The sequence below is a fragment of the Rhizobium sp. P2_G9 genome (assembly GCF_056403475.1).
This window is the reverse complement of the sequence record NZ_JBFUFK010000029.1, coordinates 47908-67658: the sequence shown is the minus strand read 5'-3', so window position 1 is coordinate 67658 and position 19751 is coordinate 47908. Positions and strand designations below refer to the sequence as shown.

At 62.0% G+C, this 19751-nt stretch carries 18 protein-coding genes; 8 read left to right on the top strand and 10 right to left on the bottom strand.

What is annotated here, in order from left to right:
* Positions 1-41: 41 nt before the first annotated feature.
* From AC1DYF_RS23090 to AC1DYF_RS23080, 3 genes are all read left to right on the top strand, one after another.
* Positions 42-1115 carry an alkene reductase gene (locus AC1DYF_RS23090; RefSeq protein WP_477879113.1) on the top strand — a complete coding sequence of 358 codons (1074 nt, stop codon included), beginning with the start codon at positions 42-44 and terminating at the stop codon, positions 1113-1115.
* A 178-nt stretch (positions 1116-1293) separates the two neighbouring features.
* Positions 1294-1953, top strand: coding sequence for a peroxiredoxin (locus tag AC1DYF_RS23085; protein ID WP_477879112.1), 660 nt, complete (start codon positions 1294-1296; stop codon positions 1951-1953).
* Between the two features lie 185 nt (positions 1954-2138).
* Positions 2139-3206, top strand: coding sequence for a lysylphosphatidylglycerol synthase transmembrane domain-containing protein (locus AC1DYF_RS23080; RefSeq protein ID WP_477879111.1), 1068 nt, complete (start codon positions 2139-2141; stop codon positions 3204-3206).
* 9 nt (positions 3207-3215) lie between these two features.
* On the opposite strand, the gene AC1DYF_RS23075 is transcribed toward AC1DYF_RS23080, so the two are convergent.
* Entirely contained in the window at positions 3216-3863 is a 648-nt protein-coding gene (locus AC1DYF_RS23075; protein ID WP_477879110.1) for a ThuA domain-containing protein, read from the bottom strand.
* 195 nt (positions 3864-4058) lie between these two features.
* Positions 4059-6098 carry an NAD(+) synthase gene (locus tag AC1DYF_RS23070; RefSeq protein WP_477879109.1) on the bottom strand — a complete coding sequence of 680 codons (2040 nt, stop codon included), beginning with the start codon at positions 6096-6098 and terminating at the stop codon, positions 4059-4061.
* A gap of 258 nt (positions 6099-6356) precedes the next feature.
* Between AC1DYF_RS23070 and AC1DYF_RS23065 the strand changes: the two genes are divergently transcribed.
* Positions 6357-8918 carry a GcvT family protein gene (locus AC1DYF_RS23065; RefSeq protein WP_477879108.1) on the top strand — a complete coding sequence of 854 codons (2562 nt, stop codon included), beginning with the start codon at positions 6357-6359 and terminating at the stop codon, positions 8916-8918.
* A 258-nt stretch (positions 8919-9176) separates the two neighbouring features.
* Here the strand turns inward: AC1DYF_RS23065 and AC1DYF_RS23060 are convergent, their stop codons facing one another.
* From AC1DYF_RS23060 to AC1DYF_RS23035, 6 genes are all read right to left on the bottom strand, one after another.
* Positions 9177-10811 carry an NTP transferase domain-containing protein gene (locus AC1DYF_RS23060; protein WP_477879107.1) on the bottom strand — a complete coding sequence of 545 codons (1635 nt, stop codon included), beginning with the start codon at positions 10809-10811 and terminating at the stop codon, positions 9177-9179.
* On the bottom strand, positions 10808-11515 hold the full coding sequence (locus AC1DYF_RS23055) for an XdhC family protein (protein WP_477879106.1): 708 nt from the start codon (positions 11513-11515) through the stop codon (positions 10808-10810). The genes AC1DYF_RS23060 and AC1DYF_RS23055 overlap by 4 nt, the downstream gene beginning before the upstream one ends.
* Entirely contained in the window at positions 11515-11844 is a 330-nt protein-coding gene (locus tag AC1DYF_RS23050; RefSeq protein WP_477879105.1) for an XdhC family protein, read from the bottom strand. The genes AC1DYF_RS23055 and AC1DYF_RS23050 overlap by 1 nt, the downstream gene beginning before the upstream one ends.
* A 222-nt stretch (positions 11845-12066) precedes the next feature.
* A complete protein-coding gene (locus tag AC1DYF_RS23045) occupies positions 12067-12519 on the bottom strand; it encodes a CoxG family protein (protein ID WP_477879104.1) in 453 nt (150 codons plus the stop codon).
* A 134-nt stretch (positions 12520-12653) separates the two neighbouring features.
* The gene (locus AC1DYF_RS23040; RefSeq protein WP_477879103.1) at positions 12654-13130 is read right to left on the bottom strand and encodes a nuclear transport factor 2 family protein; all 477 of its coding nucleotides are present in this window, start codon (positions 13128-13130) and stop codon (positions 12654-12656) included.
* Positions 13131-13136: 6 nt separating this feature from the next.
* A complete protein-coding gene (locus AC1DYF_RS23035) occupies positions 13137-13763 on the bottom strand; it encodes a pyridoxamine 5'-phosphate oxidase family protein (protein ID WP_477879102.1) in 627 nt (208 codons plus the stop codon).
* Positions 13764-13901: 138 nt separating this feature from the next.
* On the opposite strand from AC1DYF_RS23035, the gene AC1DYF_RS23030 reads away from it, so the two are divergent.
* Positions 13902-14819 carry a LysR family transcriptional regulator gene (locus tag AC1DYF_RS23030; protein WP_477879101.1) on the top strand — a complete coding sequence of 306 codons (918 nt, stop codon included), beginning with the start codon at positions 13902-13904 and terminating at the stop codon, positions 14817-14819.
* A gap of 40 nt (positions 14820-14859) precedes the next feature.
* Here the strand turns inward: AC1DYF_RS23030 and AC1DYF_RS23025 are convergent, their stop codons facing one another.
* Entirely contained in the window at positions 14860-15750 is an 891-nt protein-coding gene (locus tag AC1DYF_RS23025; RefSeq protein ID WP_477879100.1) for a SphA family protein, read from the bottom strand.
* Between the two features lie 390 nt (positions 15751-16140).
* Positions 16141-17052: a LysR family transcriptional regulator gene (locus tag AC1DYF_RS23020; protein ID WP_477879099.1), complete on the bottom strand. Its 912-nt coding sequence runs from the start codon at positions 17050-17052 to the stop codon at positions 16141-16143.
* A 166-nt stretch (positions 17053-17218) separates the two neighbouring features.
* Between AC1DYF_RS23020 and AC1DYF_RS23015 the strand changes: the two genes are divergently transcribed.
* The 3 genes from AC1DYF_RS23015 to AC1DYF_RS23005 are packed head-to-tail and all read left to right on the top strand — an operon-like array spanning position 17219 to position 19744.
* Complete coding sequence (locus AC1DYF_RS23015; RefSeq protein WP_477879098.1) at positions 17219-18385, top strand: alpha/beta hydrolase family protein; 1167 nt, start codon at positions 17219-17221, stop codon at positions 18383-18385.
* 42 nt (positions 18386-18427) lie between these two features.
* Positions 18428-19372: a VOC family protein gene (locus tag AC1DYF_RS23010; RefSeq protein WP_477879097.1), complete on the top strand. Its 945-nt coding sequence runs from the start codon at positions 18428-18430 to the stop codon at positions 19370-19372.
* A 6-nt stretch (positions 19373-19378) separates the two neighbouring features.
* Positions 19379-19744 (top strand): Rieske (2Fe-2S) protein, encoded by a 366-nt coding sequence (locus AC1DYF_RS23005; protein ID WP_477879096.1) that lies wholly within the window; start codon positions 19379-19381, stop codon positions 19742-19744.
* The last annotated feature ends 7 nt before the right edge of the window (positions 19745-19751 follow it).

Genomic DNA, 19751 nt, shown 5'->3' with positions numbered 1-19751 from the left:
CCCTCCTCCCAAGCGAACCCCAACCTCAGAAAGGGACTGCTATGCCAACTTTGTTCGATCCTATTCAGATCGGTGCGCTGCATCTGCCCAACCGCATCGTCATGGCGCCGCTCACCCGCATGCGCGCCTTCGACGAACGTGCCGTCGGCCCGATGCAGGCCGAGCACTATGCGGCGCGTGCCGATGCCGGCCTGATCCTCACCGAAGCCACCTCAGTCACGCCGATGGGCGTCGGCTATCCCAACACGCCCGGCCTCTGGTCGGACAAGCAGGTCGACGGCTGGGCCCATGTCGTCAAGGCGGTGCATGGCGCAGGCGGTCGCATCGTCTCGCAGCTCTGGCATGTCGGCCGTGTCTCCGACCCGCTCTATCTTGATGGCCGCCAGCCGGTTGCCCCGAGCGCGATTGCCATCAACGGCAATGTCAGCACCGTCCGCCCACCCAAGCCCTATGAAGTACCGCGCGCGCTCGAAACCGACGAGATCGCCGGCATTGTCGAAGATTTCCGCAAGGGCGCCGAGAATGCCAAGCGCGCCGGCTTCGACGCCGTCGAACTGCATTCCGCCAATGGCTATCTCTTCGACCAGTTCCTGCACGACGGCTCCAACAAGCGCACCGACCGTTATGGCGGCTCGATCGAAAACCGCGCCCGCTTGCTGCTCGAAGCGCTCGATGCGGTGTTGACCGTCTGGCCGGCCGACCGCGTCGGCGTGCATCTCAACCTGATGTCGAGCTCCTACGACATGCAGGATTCCGATCCAGTCGCATTGTTCACCTATGTGGCTGAGCAGCTTAACGCCCGCAATATCGCCTTCATCTTTGCCCGCGAAGCGCTTGTCGGCGATCGTGCGCTGATCGGTCCTGCCGTGCGTGAAAAATTCAAGGGTGCCTATATCGTCAATGACGGCCTGACCAAGGAGATTGCCGAGCAGGCGGTCGAGAATGGCTCAGCCGATGCCGCCGCCTTTGGCCGGCTCTACATCGCCAATCCTGATCTCGTCGAGCGCTTCCGGCAGGGCGCCGAGCTCAACCCGCTCAACGCGTCGACGATCTATACCAGCGACGCGACGGGCTATAATGACTATCCGACGCTCGAAACGGCTGTCGCCGCCTGACGGCCATCGTGCTGGCGGGATGTGGTATAAAGCCATATCCCGCCACAGAATTTTCTATTAGGATCGGGGTCGCGCAATTCTATTCCGACAGTTGCTCGTCATCGGAAAGACTTGCCTCGATATAAACGGCCGTTTAACTAGTCTGTGAACTACCCCAGCCTCACACGGAGTTCGGACCATGACGCTACGCATCAATCAGACCGCCCCCGATTTCACCGCCGAAACCACCCAGGGTACGATCCATTTTCACGACTGGATCGGCGACGGCTGGGCCATATTGTTCTCCCACCCGAAGAATTTCACCCCGGTCTGCACCACCGAGCTTGGCACTATGGCCGGCCTCGAGGGCGAATTCCGCAAGCGCGGCGTCAAGATCATCGGCATTTCCGTCGATCCGGTGACCAGCCATGACAAGTGGCAGCAGGACATCAAGGTCGCGACGGGCTTCGATGTCGGCTATCCGTTGATCGGCGACAAGGACCTGCAGGTCGCCAAGCTCTACGACATGCTGCCGGCCGAAGCGGGCGAGACATCGGAAGGCCGCACGCCGGCCGACAATGCCACGGTCCGCTCCGTCTACGTCATCGGCCCCGACAAGAAAATCAAGCTGATGCTGACTTATCCGATGACCACCGGCCGCAATTTCGATGAGATTCTCCGCGCCGTCGATTCCATGCAGCTGACCGCCAAGCACCAGGTGGCGACGCCGGCCAACTGGAAGCAGGGCGAAGACGTGATCATCACCGCGGCCGTGTCGAACGAGGACGCGGTCAAGCGCTTCGGCTCCTACGACACCATCCTGCCCTACCTGCGCAAGACCAAGCAGCCGCAGGCCTGACCATTTTCGGCGCGACGCGCCGAACAATCACTTATGGACGCGTGTGACGGGCCGCCATGGGCGGTCCGTTTAGCTATCCACGACCCGGGCGCATCGAGCACCCTTGATTCATGCTGATATTTTCGATAGTGCCGCGTTGACGTCCGAGCCCATCAAAGGGCCGATTTCGAGCGGGGAGCTTCAGTTTGGCTGACGATATAAGACACGGCAGCACCTCGCACTCCTACCTCTCCGACGTCACCGAAGGCACCGGCCTGAAGGTCTCCGTGCCCAGCATGATCATCGGCTGGACGATCGGGCTGGCGGCACTCGGCGCGCTGGTGGCGCTGACCCTGCATTTCGGCGATATCAAAGCCTTCCTCAAGGCCGTCTACGCGACAAAGCTCGCCTGGCTGCTGCCGGCCATTGCGCTTCAGGTCGGGACCTATATCTGTGTCGCCGCCACATGGTCGCTGGCGCTGGCCAATTCGAAAGTGCATTACCGCTTTTCCGCCCTGTTCCGCCTCTCGGTAATCGAGCTTTTCGTCAATCAGGCGCTGCCGACCGGCGGCCTGAGCGGCACGCTTGTGGTCGTTCGCGGGCTTTCCCTGCGCGGTGTTCCCTCCTCGGTCGGCACCGCCGCACTGCTGATCGGCGCGGTCTCCTACTATTCGGCATATCTGATCACCGGACTGGTCGCCTTCGGCCTGCTCTGGCTGCATGGCGATCTCACCGGCGTCTGGCTGGCGACCTTCATCGCTTTCGTGTTGATGATCAGCTTTGTCGGCGGGCTGATCCTGATGACCGCATGGTCCGGACACAAGCTGCTGCCGAAATTTATGCTCAGATGGTCGTTCATCGATCGCCTGCCGCACCTGATGGAACAGGTTAAGATGGAATTCACCCGCAACACCCGCGTCATCGGCGAAACCATCCTGCTGCAGGCCGGCGTCTTCCTCTTGGATGCCGGCACGCTCTACTGCATCTCGCACGGCGTCGGCGCGCCCGTGACCTTCGCCAACGCCTATTCGAGCTTCATGCTCGCTTCCGTGGTGGCAACCGTGGCGCCGATCCCGCTCGGTCTGGGGACGTTCGAGGCAACATCCACCGCCATGCTGCACGCGCTCGGCGCCAGCACCGAAGGTGCGCTGGCGGCGACACTCATCGTGCGCGGTCTGACCTTCTGGGTGCCGATGATCCCCGGCATCTGGCTGCTGCTGCGGGAAAACCGCCTTCGCCCCAAGGACTCCATGGTCCGCAAGCCGGGCGAATAATCGCCGGCCTCAGCCTCTCGCAGCCCAGAGCAGGCCGCGCTCGAACAGCATTGCCATCTCAGGCACGGCAAACTCGTCGGCAGTATGGCCGAGCGCGCTGTAGAACACGCGGCCCTCGCCATATTTCCGCTTCCACACCACCGGCATCACCACGCCGCCGATGCCGGGGAAATGTTCATCGGTGAAGGTCGTGGTCGCCAGCACCTCGTTGCTTGGATCAGTGTGCATGTAATATTGCTCGGAGTGGTAATCGAAATCACCGATGCCCTGCATCACCGGATCGTCCGGCCTGGTCACATGGACGCGATAATCGATAATATTGCCGGGATGGGCGACCCATTGCCCGCCGGTCATGAACTGATAATCCGGCTCGTTGCGGAAACTGTCGCCCATCGTGCCGTGAAAGCCGGCCAGGCCCGAACCGCTACGCACCGCTGCGGTAAGATTCTGCAGTTCCGGCTTTTCGATCGTCGACATGGTGATCATCGGCACGATCAGGTCGTAGCTTGCAAGCTCGGGGTTAGCGAACAGCGCCGTCCCCTGGCTGAGCGCCACCGCAAATCCGTGCCTTTCCAGCATGTTCCGGACGATACCGGCGCTGCGTTCCGGTGTGTGGCCTTCCCAGCCGCCCCAGGCGATCAATGCCTTCTTCGACATTCGCATTCTCCTCACTGCCTGCTCGGCGCCTCCCTGATCAAACCGGGAAGACGCGGCGAGGCATAAATGAACGGTTCGCGCCCGAGGTCAACCCTCGGCGASACATGACGGCTGCTACAATTCGCCCGAGGCTTCGCGGCGCCAAAGGCTGCAAGCGCGGTTAAAGTGCTTGAAGGGCCACATCAGACCTCTTGCTCACGCATCCGGCACATTCTCGGCGAGTTCCTTCAGCCACAACGCCGAGCTCGCATCCGACGGCATCCGCCAATCGCCGCGCGGCGAGAGCGATCCACCCGAGGTGATCTTCGGGCCGTTGGGGAGCGTCGAGCGCTTGAACTGGTTGGCGAAGAAGCGCCGCAGGAACAGGCCGAGCCAGTGCTTGATCTCGGTCAAGCTATAGGCCTTGTAGTCGCTTTCCGGCAGACCTGACGGCCAGTTGCCCTCGTTGATATCCCGCCAGGCGGCAAGCGCGAGGAAGGCGATCTTGGATGGCCGGAAACCGTAGCGCGTCAGGTAATAGAGATTGAAATCCTGCAATGCGTATGGACCAACGATCGCCTGGGTGGACTGGATCTGCGCCCCCGGCTCAGCCGGCACGAGTTCCGGCGAAATCTCCGTTGCCAGAATCATCCGCAGCAATTCGCCGGTTCGTTCGTCGAAATCGCCGGACGCCGCAACGAAGCGGATCAGGTGCTGGATCAGCGTCTTCGACACCGAGCCGTTGACGTTATAATGCGACATGTGATCGCCGACGCCAAAGGTGCACCAGCCGAGGCCGAGTTCGGAGAGGTCGCCGGTGCCGACCACAAGCGCATTGTGCCGGTTGGCGAGCCGGAAGAGATAGTCGGTCCTCAGCCCGGCCTGGACGTTTTCGAAGGTGACGTCATAGACCGGTTTGCCCTCGGCGAAGGGATGGCCCATATCGGCCAGCATCTGCCGCGCCGCGGGCTTGATATCGATCTCTTCCGCCGTGGCGCCGATGGCGCGCATCAGCGCCCAGGCATTGCTCTTGGTGCCTTCCGACGTCGCGAAGCCGGGAAGCGTATAGGCAAGGATGCCGGAGCGATCGAGGCCGATCAGGTCCATGGCGCGGGCAGTCACAATCAGCGCATGGGTGGAATCGAGGCCACCGGACACACCGATGACGGCATGCTTCATGCCGGTCGCCTTGAGCCGCTTGGCAAGGCCCTGGACCTGGATATTGTAGGCCTCGTAGCAATCCTCGGCGAGCCGCTTCGGGTCGGACGGAACATAGGGAAAGCGTTCGATCGGCCGGCGTAGCGCAACAGGCTCGGCCGGCACATCAAGTGCAAAGGTCATTGTCCGGAAAGCCGGCGCGGCGCCAATCTCGTTGCTGACGGTATCGCCGAAAGTGTTGGTCCGCATCCGCTCCTGGCGAAGACGTCCGACATCGATATCGGCAATCGCCGCCTCCGGCTGCCAGGAAAAGCGATTGGTCGAAGCAAGCTGATTGCCCATTTCGAAAATTTCGGCCTGGCCGTCCCAGGCGAGGTCGGTGGTCGATTCGCCCGGACCGGCGGCGGAATAGGCATAGGCCGCAATCGCCCGCGACGACTGGCTCTCGCAGAGCCGCCGGCGTGTCTCGGCCTTGCCGATGGTGATATTGCTGGCCGACAGGTTGAGCAGGATTTCGGCGCCGGCCAGGGCGGCCCGCGACGACGGCGGCATCGGCACCCAGAAATCCTCGCAGATCTCGGCATGGAAGGTGAACTTTGCCGAGCCGGACGAGGCAAAGATCAGGTCCGTGCCAAACGGCACGTCACGGCCGGCGACCGCGATCATCTCGCCTGTCACTCCGGCTCCGGACTTGAAATGCCGGCGCTCGTAGAATTCGCGATAGTTCGGCAGATAGCTTTTCGGCACGACACCGAGGATTTCGCCGCGATGAATGATCACCGCCGTGTTGAAGAGGCTGCCGAGCGCGCGGAGCGGCGCCCCGATCACCAGCACCGGAAACAGCTTTTTCGACGCATCGACGATCCGGGCGATCTGCCGCTCGACCTCTTCGAGCAACACATCCTGCAGCAGGAGATCGTCTATCGAATAGGATGACAGGGTAAGTTCGGGAAAGAGCACCAGGGCTGCATGTTCGGCAGCGCCTTTCGCAGCACCCTCCAGCACTTCGTTTGCCGCAAAGGCCGGATCGCTGACCGCGCCGCGCGGCACATAAGCCATGATGCGAATGAAATCGTGGCTGTAGAGAGAATGAAACATGCGCTTCCCCATCCTGGCAGTCCGACAGACGATCGGCGGGATCAGTTGCTCCTGCTCGATCCCCCGACGTGGATGCAACATTTTGCAAGAGAATGCCAGTACCGGCCGGCGGCACTGGCCATGCGCGAGACACAAACCGCAGTTTTGCACGACGGCAATGCCGCCCGTCGTGCAGCCTTTTGAGAATGTCGCAGACAGGCTTCAATTGCGACGTCGCAAGCCCTAAGATTGTCGCCAACATCACACGGGGTTACAAGAATGGCAGAATTTCCTCAGAAAGCGAAAGTGGTCATCATCGGTCTGGGCGGTATCGTCGGCGCATCGATCGCCCACCACCTGATCGAACGCGGCTGGGACGACATCGTCGGCATCGACAAATCAGGCATACCGACCGATATCGGCTCCACTGCCCACGCTTCCGACTTCTGCTATACGACCAGCCACGACTATCTGTCGGTCTGGACGACCCAGTATTCGATCGATTTCTACGAGAAGATGGGCCACTACGCCCGCGTCGGCGGCCTCGAAGTCGCCCGCACCGGCGACGACACTTGGATGGAAGAGATCAAGCGCAAGGTGACGTCGGCCAAGGCTTTCGGCACCCGCGCCCATCTCGTCTCGCCGGAAGAAATCAAGAAGCTCTTCCCGCTGATCGAGCAGGACCAGGTCATGGGCGGCATGTTCGACCCCGATGCCGGCCTCGTCATTCCACGCTCGCAGACGGTCGCCGGCAAGCTGATCGACACGGCCGAGAAATCCGGCAAGCTGAAAGTCTTCGCCAACACAGCGGCGCAATCACTGATCGTCGAGAACGGCCATATCAAGGGCGTCGTCACCCATCGCGGCACGATCATGGCGGATCATGTCATCGTCTGCGCCGGCATCTGGGGCCGCCTGATCGCGGCCATGGTCGGCGAAGACCTGCCGGTGATGCCGGTGGACCATCCGCTGACCTTCTTCGGCCCGTTCAATGAATTCGAAGGCACCGGCAAGGAAATCGGCTATCCGCTGCTGCGCGACCAGGGCAACTCCGCCTATATGCGCGACACTGGCGACCCGACCACGGCCGAAGGCGGCCAGATCGAATGGGGTTATTACGAGGCGAACAATCCGCGCCTCTGCCATCCGCGCGAAATCCTCGAAAAGCACGAATCCCGCCTGTCGCCGTCGCAGCGCGACCTGGAAATGGACCAGATCATCGAGCCGCTGGAGCGGGCGATGGAACTGACCCCGATCCTCGGCGAACTTGGCTATAACGAGGGCCATTCCTTCAACGGCCTGCTGCAGGTCTCCGCCGCCGGCGGCCCGTCCTGCGGCGAGAGCCAGAAGGTTCGCGGCCTCTGGTATTGCGTCGCCATCTGGGTCAAGGACGGCCCTGGCTACGGCAAGCTGATCGCCGACTGGATGACCGACGGCCGCACCGAAATCGACCATAACAGCATCGATTATTCGCGCTTCTACCCGCACCAGCTGACGGAAGAATTCATCCACGGCCGCAGCTTCGAAGCCGCGCAAAAAATCTATTTCCCGGCCGTGCATCCGCGCGAGCCCTATGCCAGCAGCCGCAATGCCAAGCGCTCGCCCTTCTACGAGCGCGAGAAGGAGCTCGGCGGCCATTTCATGGAGCTTGGCGGCTGGGAACGGTCCCATGGCTACGCCGCCAACGAGCATCTTCTGGAGAAATACGGCAACCGCGTTCCGGTGCGGGCAAACGAATGGGACAACCGCCATTTCTGGCGCGTCTCGAATGCCGAACATCTGGCGATGAGCGAGGATTGCGGCATCGTCAACCTCAGCCATTTCTACATGTTCGACGTCGAAGGTCCTGACCATGTCGAGCTGCTGGAATGGCTGTGCGCCGCGAAAATCGGCGGTGATGCCAATATCGGCAAGGGCATCTATACCCACTTCCTCGACGACGAGGGCATGGTCCGCGCCGACTTCACCGCCTTCCGCATGACCGACCGCATCCGTGTCGTCGACGGTGCCGATGCCGGCCCGCGCGACTTCCACTATGTCAAGCGCATCGCCGAGGACAAAGGTTTCGATGTCACCGTCACCGACGTGTCGGAGAAGTACATCACCATCGGCATCTGGGGTCCGAATGCCCGCGCCACGCTGAAGAAGGTCGTTGCCGATCCGGCTGGCCTCGATCTCGAAAATTTCGCTTTCGCTGCGATCAAGCAGATCGAGATCGCCGGCAAGCCGGTCAGCGCCTTCCGCATTTCCTATGTCGGCGAACAGGGCTGGGAACTGCATATGAAATACGAGGACGGCCTCGCCGTCTGGGACGCACTGCGCGCCACCGGCGTCATGGCCTTCGGCGTCGAAACCTATGCCAATTCCCGCCGCATGGAAAAGAGCCTGCGCCTGCAGAACGCTGACCTCCTGACCCAGTATAACCTGATCGAAAGCGATTTGGCGCGTCCGAAGGTCAAGGATGTCGATTTCCGCGGCAAGGCCAAGCATCTCGAATACAAGGCCCGCGATCACCAGCCGGCCATGCTCTGCACCCTGGTCATGACCGAGAATACCGACAAGAACGGCGTCGCCCGCTACCCGGTCGGCTCACTGCCGGTGATCGATCCGGAAACGGGCAACGTACTGGTCGACGAACTCGGCCGCCGCTCCTACACCACCTCGATCGCCTTTGGCCCAACAATCGGCAAGAACATCGCGCTCGCCTACCTGCCCTGGTCGCACTGCCAGGTCGGCCGCAAGCTGAATGTCGAATATTTCGCCGAGACCTATCCGGTGGAGGTGGTTGGGGTGGGCTACAAGCCGATTTACGATCCGGAGAATTTGAAGCCGCGGAGCTGATCGCGCGATCTCGCACTCCCGGCCTGGCGCTACCCCACCAGCTTCTGCGCCTGACGCTGCCCCTCACCCTAACCCTCTCCCCGTAAACGGGGCGAGGGAATCCGCTCCGAGTTTGCCTCGCCTCGACGCACTCTCGGACGCCTGAGAGGGACGAAAGCGGCGCCGCAAGTCCCTTCGCCCCATCACTACGGGGAGAAGGTGCCGGCAGGCGGATGAGGGGCGGATCACCGGCACCGCGACAGTCTCATCGATACGCGGTCACCCCTTCAGCACACCACCAGCCGCAACAACCGCCTCCGGTGTATCGACATCGAGATGCGCCGCATTGCCGATATCGACATCGATGACCGCGAGCCCCGATGTCTCGATGATATGCCGCGCCCCGACATCGCCCTCAAGCCGCATCACCTCGTCATGCAATGACGCAGGCAGGATCACCGGATTGCCGCGCTTGCCTTGAGACACAGCACGGACGATCGCCTGCCCGCCCACCTCGCGGAACGCGGCAATCAGCAGCCTCAGACTATCGGCCGTGACACGCGGCATATCCGCCAGCATCACCAGCACCCCATCCGCCGCCCGCACCTCAGGCGTCGAAAAACCGGCAATCAATGACCCGGCCATGCCCGCGGCATAGTCTGGATTGTGGGTCAGACTGATCTCCAGCCCCCCAAGCGCCGCAGCAATCTCGCCGTCACGATAGCCAGTCACCACCGTCACCGAACCGCCGCCGCTCGCCAGCGCATTTTCCGCCGCCCGACGGATCAACGGCACGCCATCGAATTCAGCCAGTAGCTTGTGCGACCCGCCCTCGCCCATGCGGCTCGCCCGACCGGCTGCCAGCAGCACGACGGCAACCGAAATCTGCGACGGCGGCTTTTCCGCAGTCTCACGCGGCCGCGGCCTCGTCTGTATTTCCATCAGCAGTCCTCCGACGCCCAAACCACTGATATCATCTGATGTCGGCATGTCGCCGGCAAGGATTCTGTCCATCACCCAATCAAAACCGTTTTCCTTCGGGCTGCGGGCGCAGCCCGGCGCACCGATCACCGGCACGTCGGCGATCCGCCCGAGGACAAGCAGATTGCCCGGATCGACCGGCATGCCGACCCGGATGACCTCGCCGCCCGCCTGCCGGATCGCTGCCGGGATGACATCCGCAGGATCGATCACGGCCGAGGCGCCAAATACGATGATGAGCTTGCGCTCATACCCCGGCACCGCCATCGCCGTCTCGATCGCTTCTACCACCGGCGCAGTCTCATGCGGCACGCGCACTTCCTGAATGAGGCGGCTGCCGGACAGCTGAAGCCGCTGCGCCAGAACCCGCGCCGTCTTGTCCATGACCGACGGCTTTAGCGATGGCAGCTCGGTTGCCACGAGGAAAACCGAATGCGCGGCAAAGGGCTGGACCTGGAAGGGCGGCGAGGAGCCGAGAATATCCTTTGCCCACTCGACCTTGTCGCGCGGCACGGCGAGTGGAATGATCTTGAATGTCGCCACCATGGCGCCGGCCTGTACCACCGACCGATCTGCCAGACAGGCCAGCGTCATCGCCGGGTCGATGCGGTTCAGCCGGTCAATGACCTCGCGGTCCGCGGTGAACAGGCCGTTGACGCCGGCATAGATGTTGACCCGGCCCGTCGCCGCCTCGGAAAAACGCAGATGATCCGGCGCAATCGCAGCGGCCAACGCCGCCGCCGCCTCATCCTCGGAAAGATCGCCGGGATCGAGGCGTGCAGCAATGACGCTTTCGACAGCACTCGACCTGAGTGCATCGAGATCCACCTCCGTCAGCACGTGACCCTTGGGAAACTGCCGGTCCGCCAGCCTGACGGCATGCGCAAGGATGGCGCCCTGGGCTTCACGCAGTGGCAGATCGCCGAAAATCATCGCCCGCGCCTTCCCTGGCCTGCACCTTCCGGCCGCCTCAGTGCCTGGATGATTTCGGCGAGGATCGATACAGCGATTTCGGCTGGGCTCGCCGCGCCGATATCGAAGCCGATCGGCGCATGGATGCGCGCCAGTTCGGCCTTCGAAACACCGTCATTCGCCAGTCGCTCCAGCCGCTTGGCATGCGTCTTCTTGCTGCCGAGCGCGCCGACATAGAAGCAGCCGGCCGTCAGTGCCGCGACGAGCGGGTGGTCGTCGATCCGCGGATCATGGGTGAGCGCGACCAGCGCGGAATAGCGGTCGAGCGGATGCTCCTGCAAGACGTCCGCCGGCCAGTCGGCGATCAGTTCGAATCCGGCAAAGCGTTCCGGCGTGGCGAAGGCCGTGCGTGGATCAATGATGCGGATGTCGAAGCCGGCCAGTGTCGCCATCGCCGCCAGCGCCTGGCTGATATGCACCGCGCCGATTGCCACGATCCGAACCGGCGGCAGGTAGGGATTGAGGAAGAAGGAACGGCCATCGGCCTCAACGGTGCCGGCCCTGCCCGAGCGGAACGCCGCCGAAACTGCTGAAACCAGCACATCGTCGACAATCTCGCCTTCGGCGATGATCCGGCTCTCGCCAGCAGCAAGATCGATCACATGCACCACCGTCTCTCGCGCTGCACGGGCAGCATTCAGACGCGTCAACAGAGCCTGCTGCATCAGTCGAGCCTTTCGACATAGACGCGAATGCGCCCGCCGCAGGATAGGCCGACGCGCCAGGCCGTTTCGTCGGCGACGCCGAATTCCAGCATTTTCGGCCGGCCCGAGGCGATGATGTCCCCCGCCTCCGAAATCACTTCGCCCTCGACGCAGCCGCCGGACACCGAGCCTTCGAAATTGCCGTCCCTGTCGACGATCAGATGGCTGCCGGCCGGACGCGGCGCCGAGCCCCAGGTTTCGATGACCGTGGCGATCGCCACTTCGCGCCCACCAGCCTTCCAGGCCTCGGCAATCGCAAGTGGATCGAGACTATCGGATGGTCGTGTCATGGCGCACTCCCGACTATAGCTGAGATCGCAGCCGAGACGCGGCCGCGGCGAGGACGATAGCAAATCGCGGAATGAATGAAATGCTTGGGCATGTCCTTCGCAAGGCGCAAGGCCGCGGCATCGTTTCCGAACGATCGGCAAAATTCATATCAGACATTCATCATTCCGGAGGAACCCTCCGTATAATTCCATATAGCAACGCCTGGCTTGAATTTGAAGCCACTACGCAACGCTTCCCGCCGCCTTGGCGGACAATTTGGCAAAAAACTGCTCGGCAAGTTTGCTCGTCACGGCACTGACCAAACGGCTGCCCAGTTGCGCAATCTTGCCGCCAACGTCACCTCCGGCAACATAGGTCAGCACGGTCGTATCGGGTCCCTCGCCCGTCAACGTCACGTCGGCCGAGCCCTTCGCGAATCCCATGAGCCCGCCTTTGCCTTGGGCGGCAATGGTGTAGGAATGCGGCGGCTTGAGATTAGAAAGCTCGATCGTGCCTTCGAACCGCACCTTGATCAGGCCGAACTTCACCACCAGCGTCGCATTCAGTGTCGTGTCGGATGTCCAGTCGAGAGCCTCGCAGCCGGGAATGCACTGTTTGAGGAGTCCGGGATCGTTGAGCGCCCGCCAGACGACTTCGAGCGGCGCCGGGATCGTCTCGCTTCCAGTAATGTCCATCCCGCATTCTCCCGTCGCTCTTCCACGCTGAAATCCCGTGCGGTCGCAGGGCGCTCTTCGGCCTAGAAGATATAGGCGGTGGCGACGGGCAGACAAGCAGACCCTTCCGCCCGGCATGTCGCCGCGCGGGCAGCTCAGAGGCCGAGATCGCTGAGCGACGGATGGGCGTCCGGACGACGCCCTTGCGGCCAGTGAAACAACCTTTCCGCATCCGACTTGAGCGCGAGGTCATTGATGCTGGCATGGCGGCGCTTCATCAGGCCCCGCTCATCGAATTCCCAGTTCTCGTTGCCATAGCTGCGAAACCAGCGGCCCTCGTTGTCATGCCATTCATAAGCGAAGCGCACGGCGATGCGATCGCCTGTATAGGCCCACAATTCCTTGATCAGGCGATAGTCGAGCTCCTTCGCCCATTTCGCGGCGAGAAAGTCGCGGATCTCCGCGCGGCCATTGATGAACAGGTCGCGGTTGCGCCAACGGCTGTCCGGCGTATAGGCAAGCGACACCCGCTCCGGATCGCGGCTGTTCCAGGCATCCTCGGCAAGCCGGACTTTTTTCGCCGCACTTTCGGCATCGGTGAAAGGCGGCAGAGGCGGACGTTCAGCTTCCATGATCAATCAATCTCCCTGTTCGGCGAGCCTGGCGCGCAGGCTGGCGTTTTCGGCTTCCAATGCCGCCAGACGCTCGTGCAGCGGCTGCACGGCCGCGGCGATCTCAGCCTCGGTGAAGCGCGGCGTGATGTGCTGCGGACAGTTCCAGTCAAACGCCTCCAGGCGCAAGCGAAAAAACCGTTCGGGCTTGCCGCGATAGTCCGTGTCGAAAACACGTTCCGTCAGCGCCGGATCGGCATCGAGCGCCAGAGCCTCCACATGAACATAGAGTTTCAGACGGGTTCGTCTTGCATAATCCATCAGGATGAGCGCCGCCCGGCCGCCGGCATCGACATTGCCGAGGCTGATATATTGCCTGTTGCCACGATAATCGGCGAAGGCCAGCGTCTTGTCGTCGATCACCTTGAGAAACCCCTTCGGTCCGCCACGATGCTGCACATAGGGCCAGCCGGTCTCCGATACGGTGGCCATGTAAAAGCTGTCGCGCTCGGCAATGAACGCTGCTTCATTCGCCGTAAACCGGCTGAAAGCACGATCGCTTGCGAAATCCTGCCAGACATGTGCGCTGCCCATCGCGGCCTGGGCGGCGCGGACACTTGGGGTCGAGGCGATATCGAGGAATCCGTAGGACATGACTTTCTCCTTCACAATCGGCGGGGGCGGTCAGCGCAAATTGCACAGCCGCCTTCTCACTGGGAGAAAAATAGGGCTTCACAGAAATTGAGATAATCTGCTATTTTCAAAAAGGATTATTTCAAATTTCGAGAAAATATGGATCGCCTCGAGGGCATGTCGATCTTCGTTGCTGCCGTGGAAGGCGGAAGCCTGACCTCCGCTGGCCGTCGCCTCGGCATGCCGCTGCCGACCGTCAGCCGCAAGCTGGCGGAACTGGAAGAGCATCTCGGCGCCCGGCTGCTGCTGCGCTCGACCCGCCGCCTGACGCTGACAGACGCCGGCAGCGCCTATTTCCAATCCTGCAAGCGTATCCTGGACGAGGTGGGGGATGCCGAGCGGCAGGTGGCGGGCGAGCAAATGGCGCCGAAGGGCGAACTGGTGCTCACCGCCCCAATCGTTTTCGGCCGGCTGCATGTCCTGCCCATGGTCAACGAATTCCTCGCCGCTTATCCGGAAATCAATATCCGGATATGGCTCTCGGACCGCAATATGCATCTTCTCGAAGACCGCGTGGACCTCGCCGTCCGCATCGGTGCACTGCCCGACAGTTCGATGATCGCCATGCGCATCGGCGAGGTGCGTTATGTCGTCTGCGGCAGCCCGGCCCATTTCGAGCAACATGGCGTCCCCACTGATCCGGACGACTTGGCAAACCGCCCCTCGATCGCCTTCGACATGCTGGGCTCACCGCCGTCCTGGACCTTCAAGCTGGCGGAGCATAGCCGCGACCATGCGGTGGCAATCCAGCCGCGGCTATCGGTGAACACGGCGGAAGCCGCACTCGATGCGGCAATTGCCGGCGTCGGCATCACCCGCGTGCTCTCCTACCAGGCGGCACGCGCGATAAAGGAGAGCAAGCTGCAAGTCGTGCTCGGCGCCTTCGAGGGGCCGCCATTGCCGGTCTGGCTGCTTCACCAGGCACAGGGGACGATCCCGCTCAAGTTGCGAAGCTTTATCGATTTCGCCGCTCCGCGGCTCAGGCGACGGCTCGAAGAGGCCGCTTTGCCGCGTTGAGTGGGCATGACCGGTCTGGATAGGACGAAATCGATCGATCCTAGAATTTTGTCGCGAAATTGAGCCAGACAGCGTCGCCCTGGGCACGGTTTTCCGCCATGAGGTCGTGTTGCCAGGAGGCGCTCAATTGCATTGCCGGATTGAAGCTATAGGTCAGCGATGGGCCGATCGCGAAACCTTTGCCGCGATGTCCGTCCGTTGCAACGCCTGGTCCGGTGTCATCGGTAAACTGCAAGAGATAGTAACCGGTCGCCCCGACTTTGACCTTGTCGAAGTTCCAGCCCGCCGCGTAATCCAGCACGAATTCATCGCCGGATCGGTAGTGCGTATCGGTGTTTTCGCTGTTGAAGATCACCCGCGCCGAGGCCGCCAGTTCGAGCCCCTGCGGATCGAAATAGTGATAGCCCGCCGTCGGCTGTAGTGACCAATGGTTCAGCCCGGTATTGGCAAACGCATCCTTGTCATATTGCCCGGTCGGCATCCCGACATCGAGCCCAAGAACAAATGTCTGTGCCTGGTCTGGGTGCCAGGCGAGCCCGATCGTTGCCGTCATGTCGCCAGGCGCAAACGCGGTATCGCTGGCAAAGACGGAGGACAGGTTGAGATGGATGACCGGCAGGACGAGCTGGCCCCAGACCTGCGCATCTCCGACCCGGATGTCGGAAACATAGAGAAGGCGCAGCGTCTCGACGGCCGCATCGACATGAAAGTCGATCGGAATCTCGTGTCCCTTGCTGTCATTGGTCCGGTCGGAGCTGAAATAGCTCGTCTGCGACAGGAAATAGAGGCCTTCATAGGGCGGGATGGAGCCGGCAAAGAATTGCGACGCGCCGGGCGCATATTGGGTATTGCCATTCTCCGCCGCCTGCGCCGCCACGGTGCAGACCGAACTCATGATCATGGCTGATGCCAGTTTGCGAAAATGTCTCATCATTCCCTCCTCTTCAATGATGCGATGAGCCGCCGCGCCGAGCGGTTTCAATCGCTGGCGCGTCAATCTGGATGGGGTCAATGTCGTGCGGGCGCACGCCTCCATTCCCCGTGAGCTAGGGGTTGGCAGCGTCGGGCAAACGCCTGCTGCCCGGTTCAATATGTCGTCAGATGTCCCGCCATACCCCTGTGACGCCGGCGCGGAGCTCGCCCGGCGTCGATCGGCTTCGCTGGTACTCCGTCCCGAGCGACGCCGATGAACTTCCCGGACCTTGCTTAGATACGGGATTGAAGGATGTAAAATTGCTATTCGTCATAGAAGTATTGACACGCTGAATAGTCGGCATGCCTGATATTCAGTGATGATGTATTTTAGCGGAAGATGTCTTCCCTACGCGGCATGCCGTTCCGCTGCGGCCTGCTTGAGTTGCGAACGGATCCAGATCAAGGCCGGATCACGGGTGCGATAGCTGTGCCACTGCACCGATTGTTCCAACGGAGGCAGCGCGAGAGGCGGCTCCACGATCGCCAGCCCGTCGAGTCTTGTCATCATTTCGGCCAGACTGCGTTGGACGAGCGCAATCCTGTTCGTGCCTCTGACCAGGATCGGCAGCGACGTGAACGAGAAGGTCGTTACCTCCACCTTGAGTTCGACGCCCATTTCCCGGCAGGCTTTCTGCGCGACGCTTTCGCCGCCATTCGGCGGCAGCATGACGATATGGCCGGCAGAGATGAAATCTTCCTTGCTCAGCCCGCCCGCGGCATACGGCCCATCTGCATCCACCACGGCACAGAATTCGTCTTTCAGCAGTTCTTCCATCGGATGGTTGGTCGAACAGAACACGGTCGGCGCGACCAGCAGATCGGCTTCGCCCCGTTCCAGCAAGAGATGCGGGAAATTCTGCTGCGGCTTGAGATCGATGCGGATGCCGGGCGCCTGGGCGGCAACCCTGCGAAGAAAGGGCGGGATCAGCGTGTGCAGCGTATAGTCCGACACCACGAGGCCGATGCTGCGGGTCGATTGCTGCGGCGAAAAGGATGGCGTCGAGACGACGGCTGTTTCGATGCGGACGATGATATCCCTCAGCGGCTGCTCCAGCGTGACAGCCAGAGGCGACAGTTCCATGCTGCGGCCGACCTGGATCAGCAGGGGATCGTCGAAATAATCGCGCAGCCGGCCCAGCGCATTGCTCATCGCCGATTGGGTAATGAACATTTCGTCGGCGGCACGGCTGACATTGCGGACGCGGATCAACGTGTCGAGCGCGACGAGAAGATTGAGGTCGAGGTTCTTAAACCGCATATGTCCCTCCCAGGTATTCACACTGTTAATAGGAGGAATTAAAATAAGCAATTTTATAAACGCCTCGATTTCCCTTAGCTCTTTGATCGGGAGGCGTTCATCGGGCTCAAGAAGGCCGCAGCTTCCCGAAACACGGCGATGCCCCGTGGGAATGCGTGGAGGCGTGATGTTCAAATATTTTCCCACCAACTATGTCTGGAACCTCTCCGTCGACCTGTCGATCGAGATGGGCGCCCGGATCGGGGAAATCGAGGAAATGTGTGCCCCCCTGCAGGACGCGGCCAAGGCGCCCGACGCCGCTGGCACCATGGCCTTCCGCCAGACCTGGGTGACCATGGCCGACAAGTTGATCGCACTTGCCGAAGAGGATGAAGCGCGCCGTCGGACAATCTCGGCCGGCGACAAGCTGATCCGCGCCGCCAACTATCTTCTCACCGCCGAGCGCCTGCAGGCGCATGGTTCGGAAGGGCGGCTTGCGCTCTACCAGCGCTTTCTCGCGGCCTTTGCTAGGGGACTTGAACTGTCCGGTTCGCGCTGCCGACGCGTCGAGATTCCCTATGAAGGCAAGCATCTCTCGGCCCTCTACGTTCCTGCCGAGGGCGTGCAAGGTCCCGCACCGATCCTGGTTCAGGTGAATGGACTGGACAGCACCAAGGAGATGAAATTCCTCGTCGGCCTGCCGAAATGGCTGGCTCAGCGCGGCGTGGCTTCGCTGATCGTCGACCAGCCCGGCACCGGCGAGGCCCTGCGCCTGCAGGGATTGACCGCACGTTATGACAGCGAACACTGGGCGAGCCGGATCGTCGACTGGCTGGAGACGCAGCCGCACATCGATCCCAGGCGGATCGGCATGGAGGGCGTGTCTCTCGGCGGCTACTACTGCCCCCGCGTGGTGGCATTCGAGCCGCGCTTCGCCTGTGGCGTGGTCTGGGGCGCCAATCACGATTGGCGCGACGTGCAGAAGAAGCGCCTCGCAAAGGAAGGCAATTTCCCGGTGCCGCATTATTGGGACCACGTGCGCTGGGTCTGGGGCGCCAAGGACATGAATGAGTTCATGGCAATCGCCGAAAACGTCCATCTCGACGGGATACTCGACCGCATTCGCGTGCCCTTCCTCGTCACTCACGGCGAGAAGGACAGCCAGATCCCGCTGCACTGGGCGCAGGCGACCTATGACCAGTTGGTCAACAGCCCGCGCCGCGAACTCAAGATTTTCGATGCCCGCACCGGCGGCGTCCAGCATTCGAGCTTCGACAATTCGGCCAATGCCGGCGCCTATATCGCCGATTGGGTCGCCGAGGTTCTGGGTGGGCGAACCGCTCTCGATGGATGATGCCGGCCGCTTTGGCGAAGGGCATGCTGGAGGAATGGAAGAATGAATATCATAGGTCCCGACTATCTGGTTTTCGGTGTCGACGACGTGGCTGGCGCGATCGAATATCTGACGGCCTTCGGCCTGAAGCCCGTCGACGTCTCGGACAAAGGCGGCCTGTTCGAAGCACTCGACGGCACCGGTATCATCGTCCGCCACAAGTCGGACCCTGCCTTGCCGCCGCCGCTCAAGACATCGAACATGCTGCGCCAGCAGATCTATGGCGTGCGCTCCGCTGCCGATCTCGATGCGATCGAGGCGGAACTTGCCAAGGACCGGCGCGTGACGCGGCTCTCGGATGGCTCGATCGAAGTCAAGGACGACCAGGGCTTCGAACTCAGGTTCCAGGTCACCATCCGCCGCGAACTAGATATGCCGGCCGAAAAGATCAACGCACCCGGCGCACCTGCACAGCGAAAAGCCAATGAAATCGGCGTCTGGGAGGAGATGCCGGCTCTGCCGCGCTCACTGAGCCACGTCGTGCTCTTCGTGCCCGACATCGAGATTGCCGCGAATTTCTACTGTTCGCGCCTGGGCTTCGTCATCACCGATGTGCTGAAGGGTGCCGGTCCATTCCTGCGGCCGAAGGCCAACGACGATCACCACACGCTGTTCTTCATCCGCACGCCGGAATACATGCAGGGCTGCGAACACCTGGCCTTCCATATGGGCGGCCCGACCGAGCTGATGGTCGCCGGCACCCGCTTCGTCAAGAAGGGCTTTCAGAGTTTTTGGGGGCCGGGCCGCCATAAATTCGGTTCGAACTGGTTCTGGTATTTCAACAGTCCGCTTGGCTGTCACTTCGAATATGACGCCGACATGGACAAGCACGACGACACCTGGGTGGCGCGCGAGGCGCCCATGGGGCCGGAAGCCTCGCAGATCGTGCTGTTCGAAATGCGCGAGAAATGGGCGCCGGGCGGCCCGCCGCCCGGCGCGAAGGGCTGACCACGCATGGTCATGGAAGAGGCACAGGTCCTGCTTCGGCTATGCCATGCAAGCGACATCGCCGAGGGCGAGGCGCGGGGCTTCACCCCGGCGCCGTCGTGGCGGCGCAAGGTGATCGTCGCCCGCCGCGGTGGCCGCCTGTTCGGCTGGCTCGACGCCTGCCCGCATTATGCCAGCGGCACCCCGATGGCCTGGAAGGCGGATGCCTATCTCAACGGCGAGGGCACGCATCTCGCCTGCCATTCGCATGGGGCACTCTTCGACATCGAAACCGGCAAATGCGTGCTCGGGCCCTGTCTGGGCCAAAGTCTCAGGAAAGTGGAGCTGGTGATCGGCGCGCGCGGCGACGTGTTCGTCGCTGATCGCCCGTAGGAGGAGG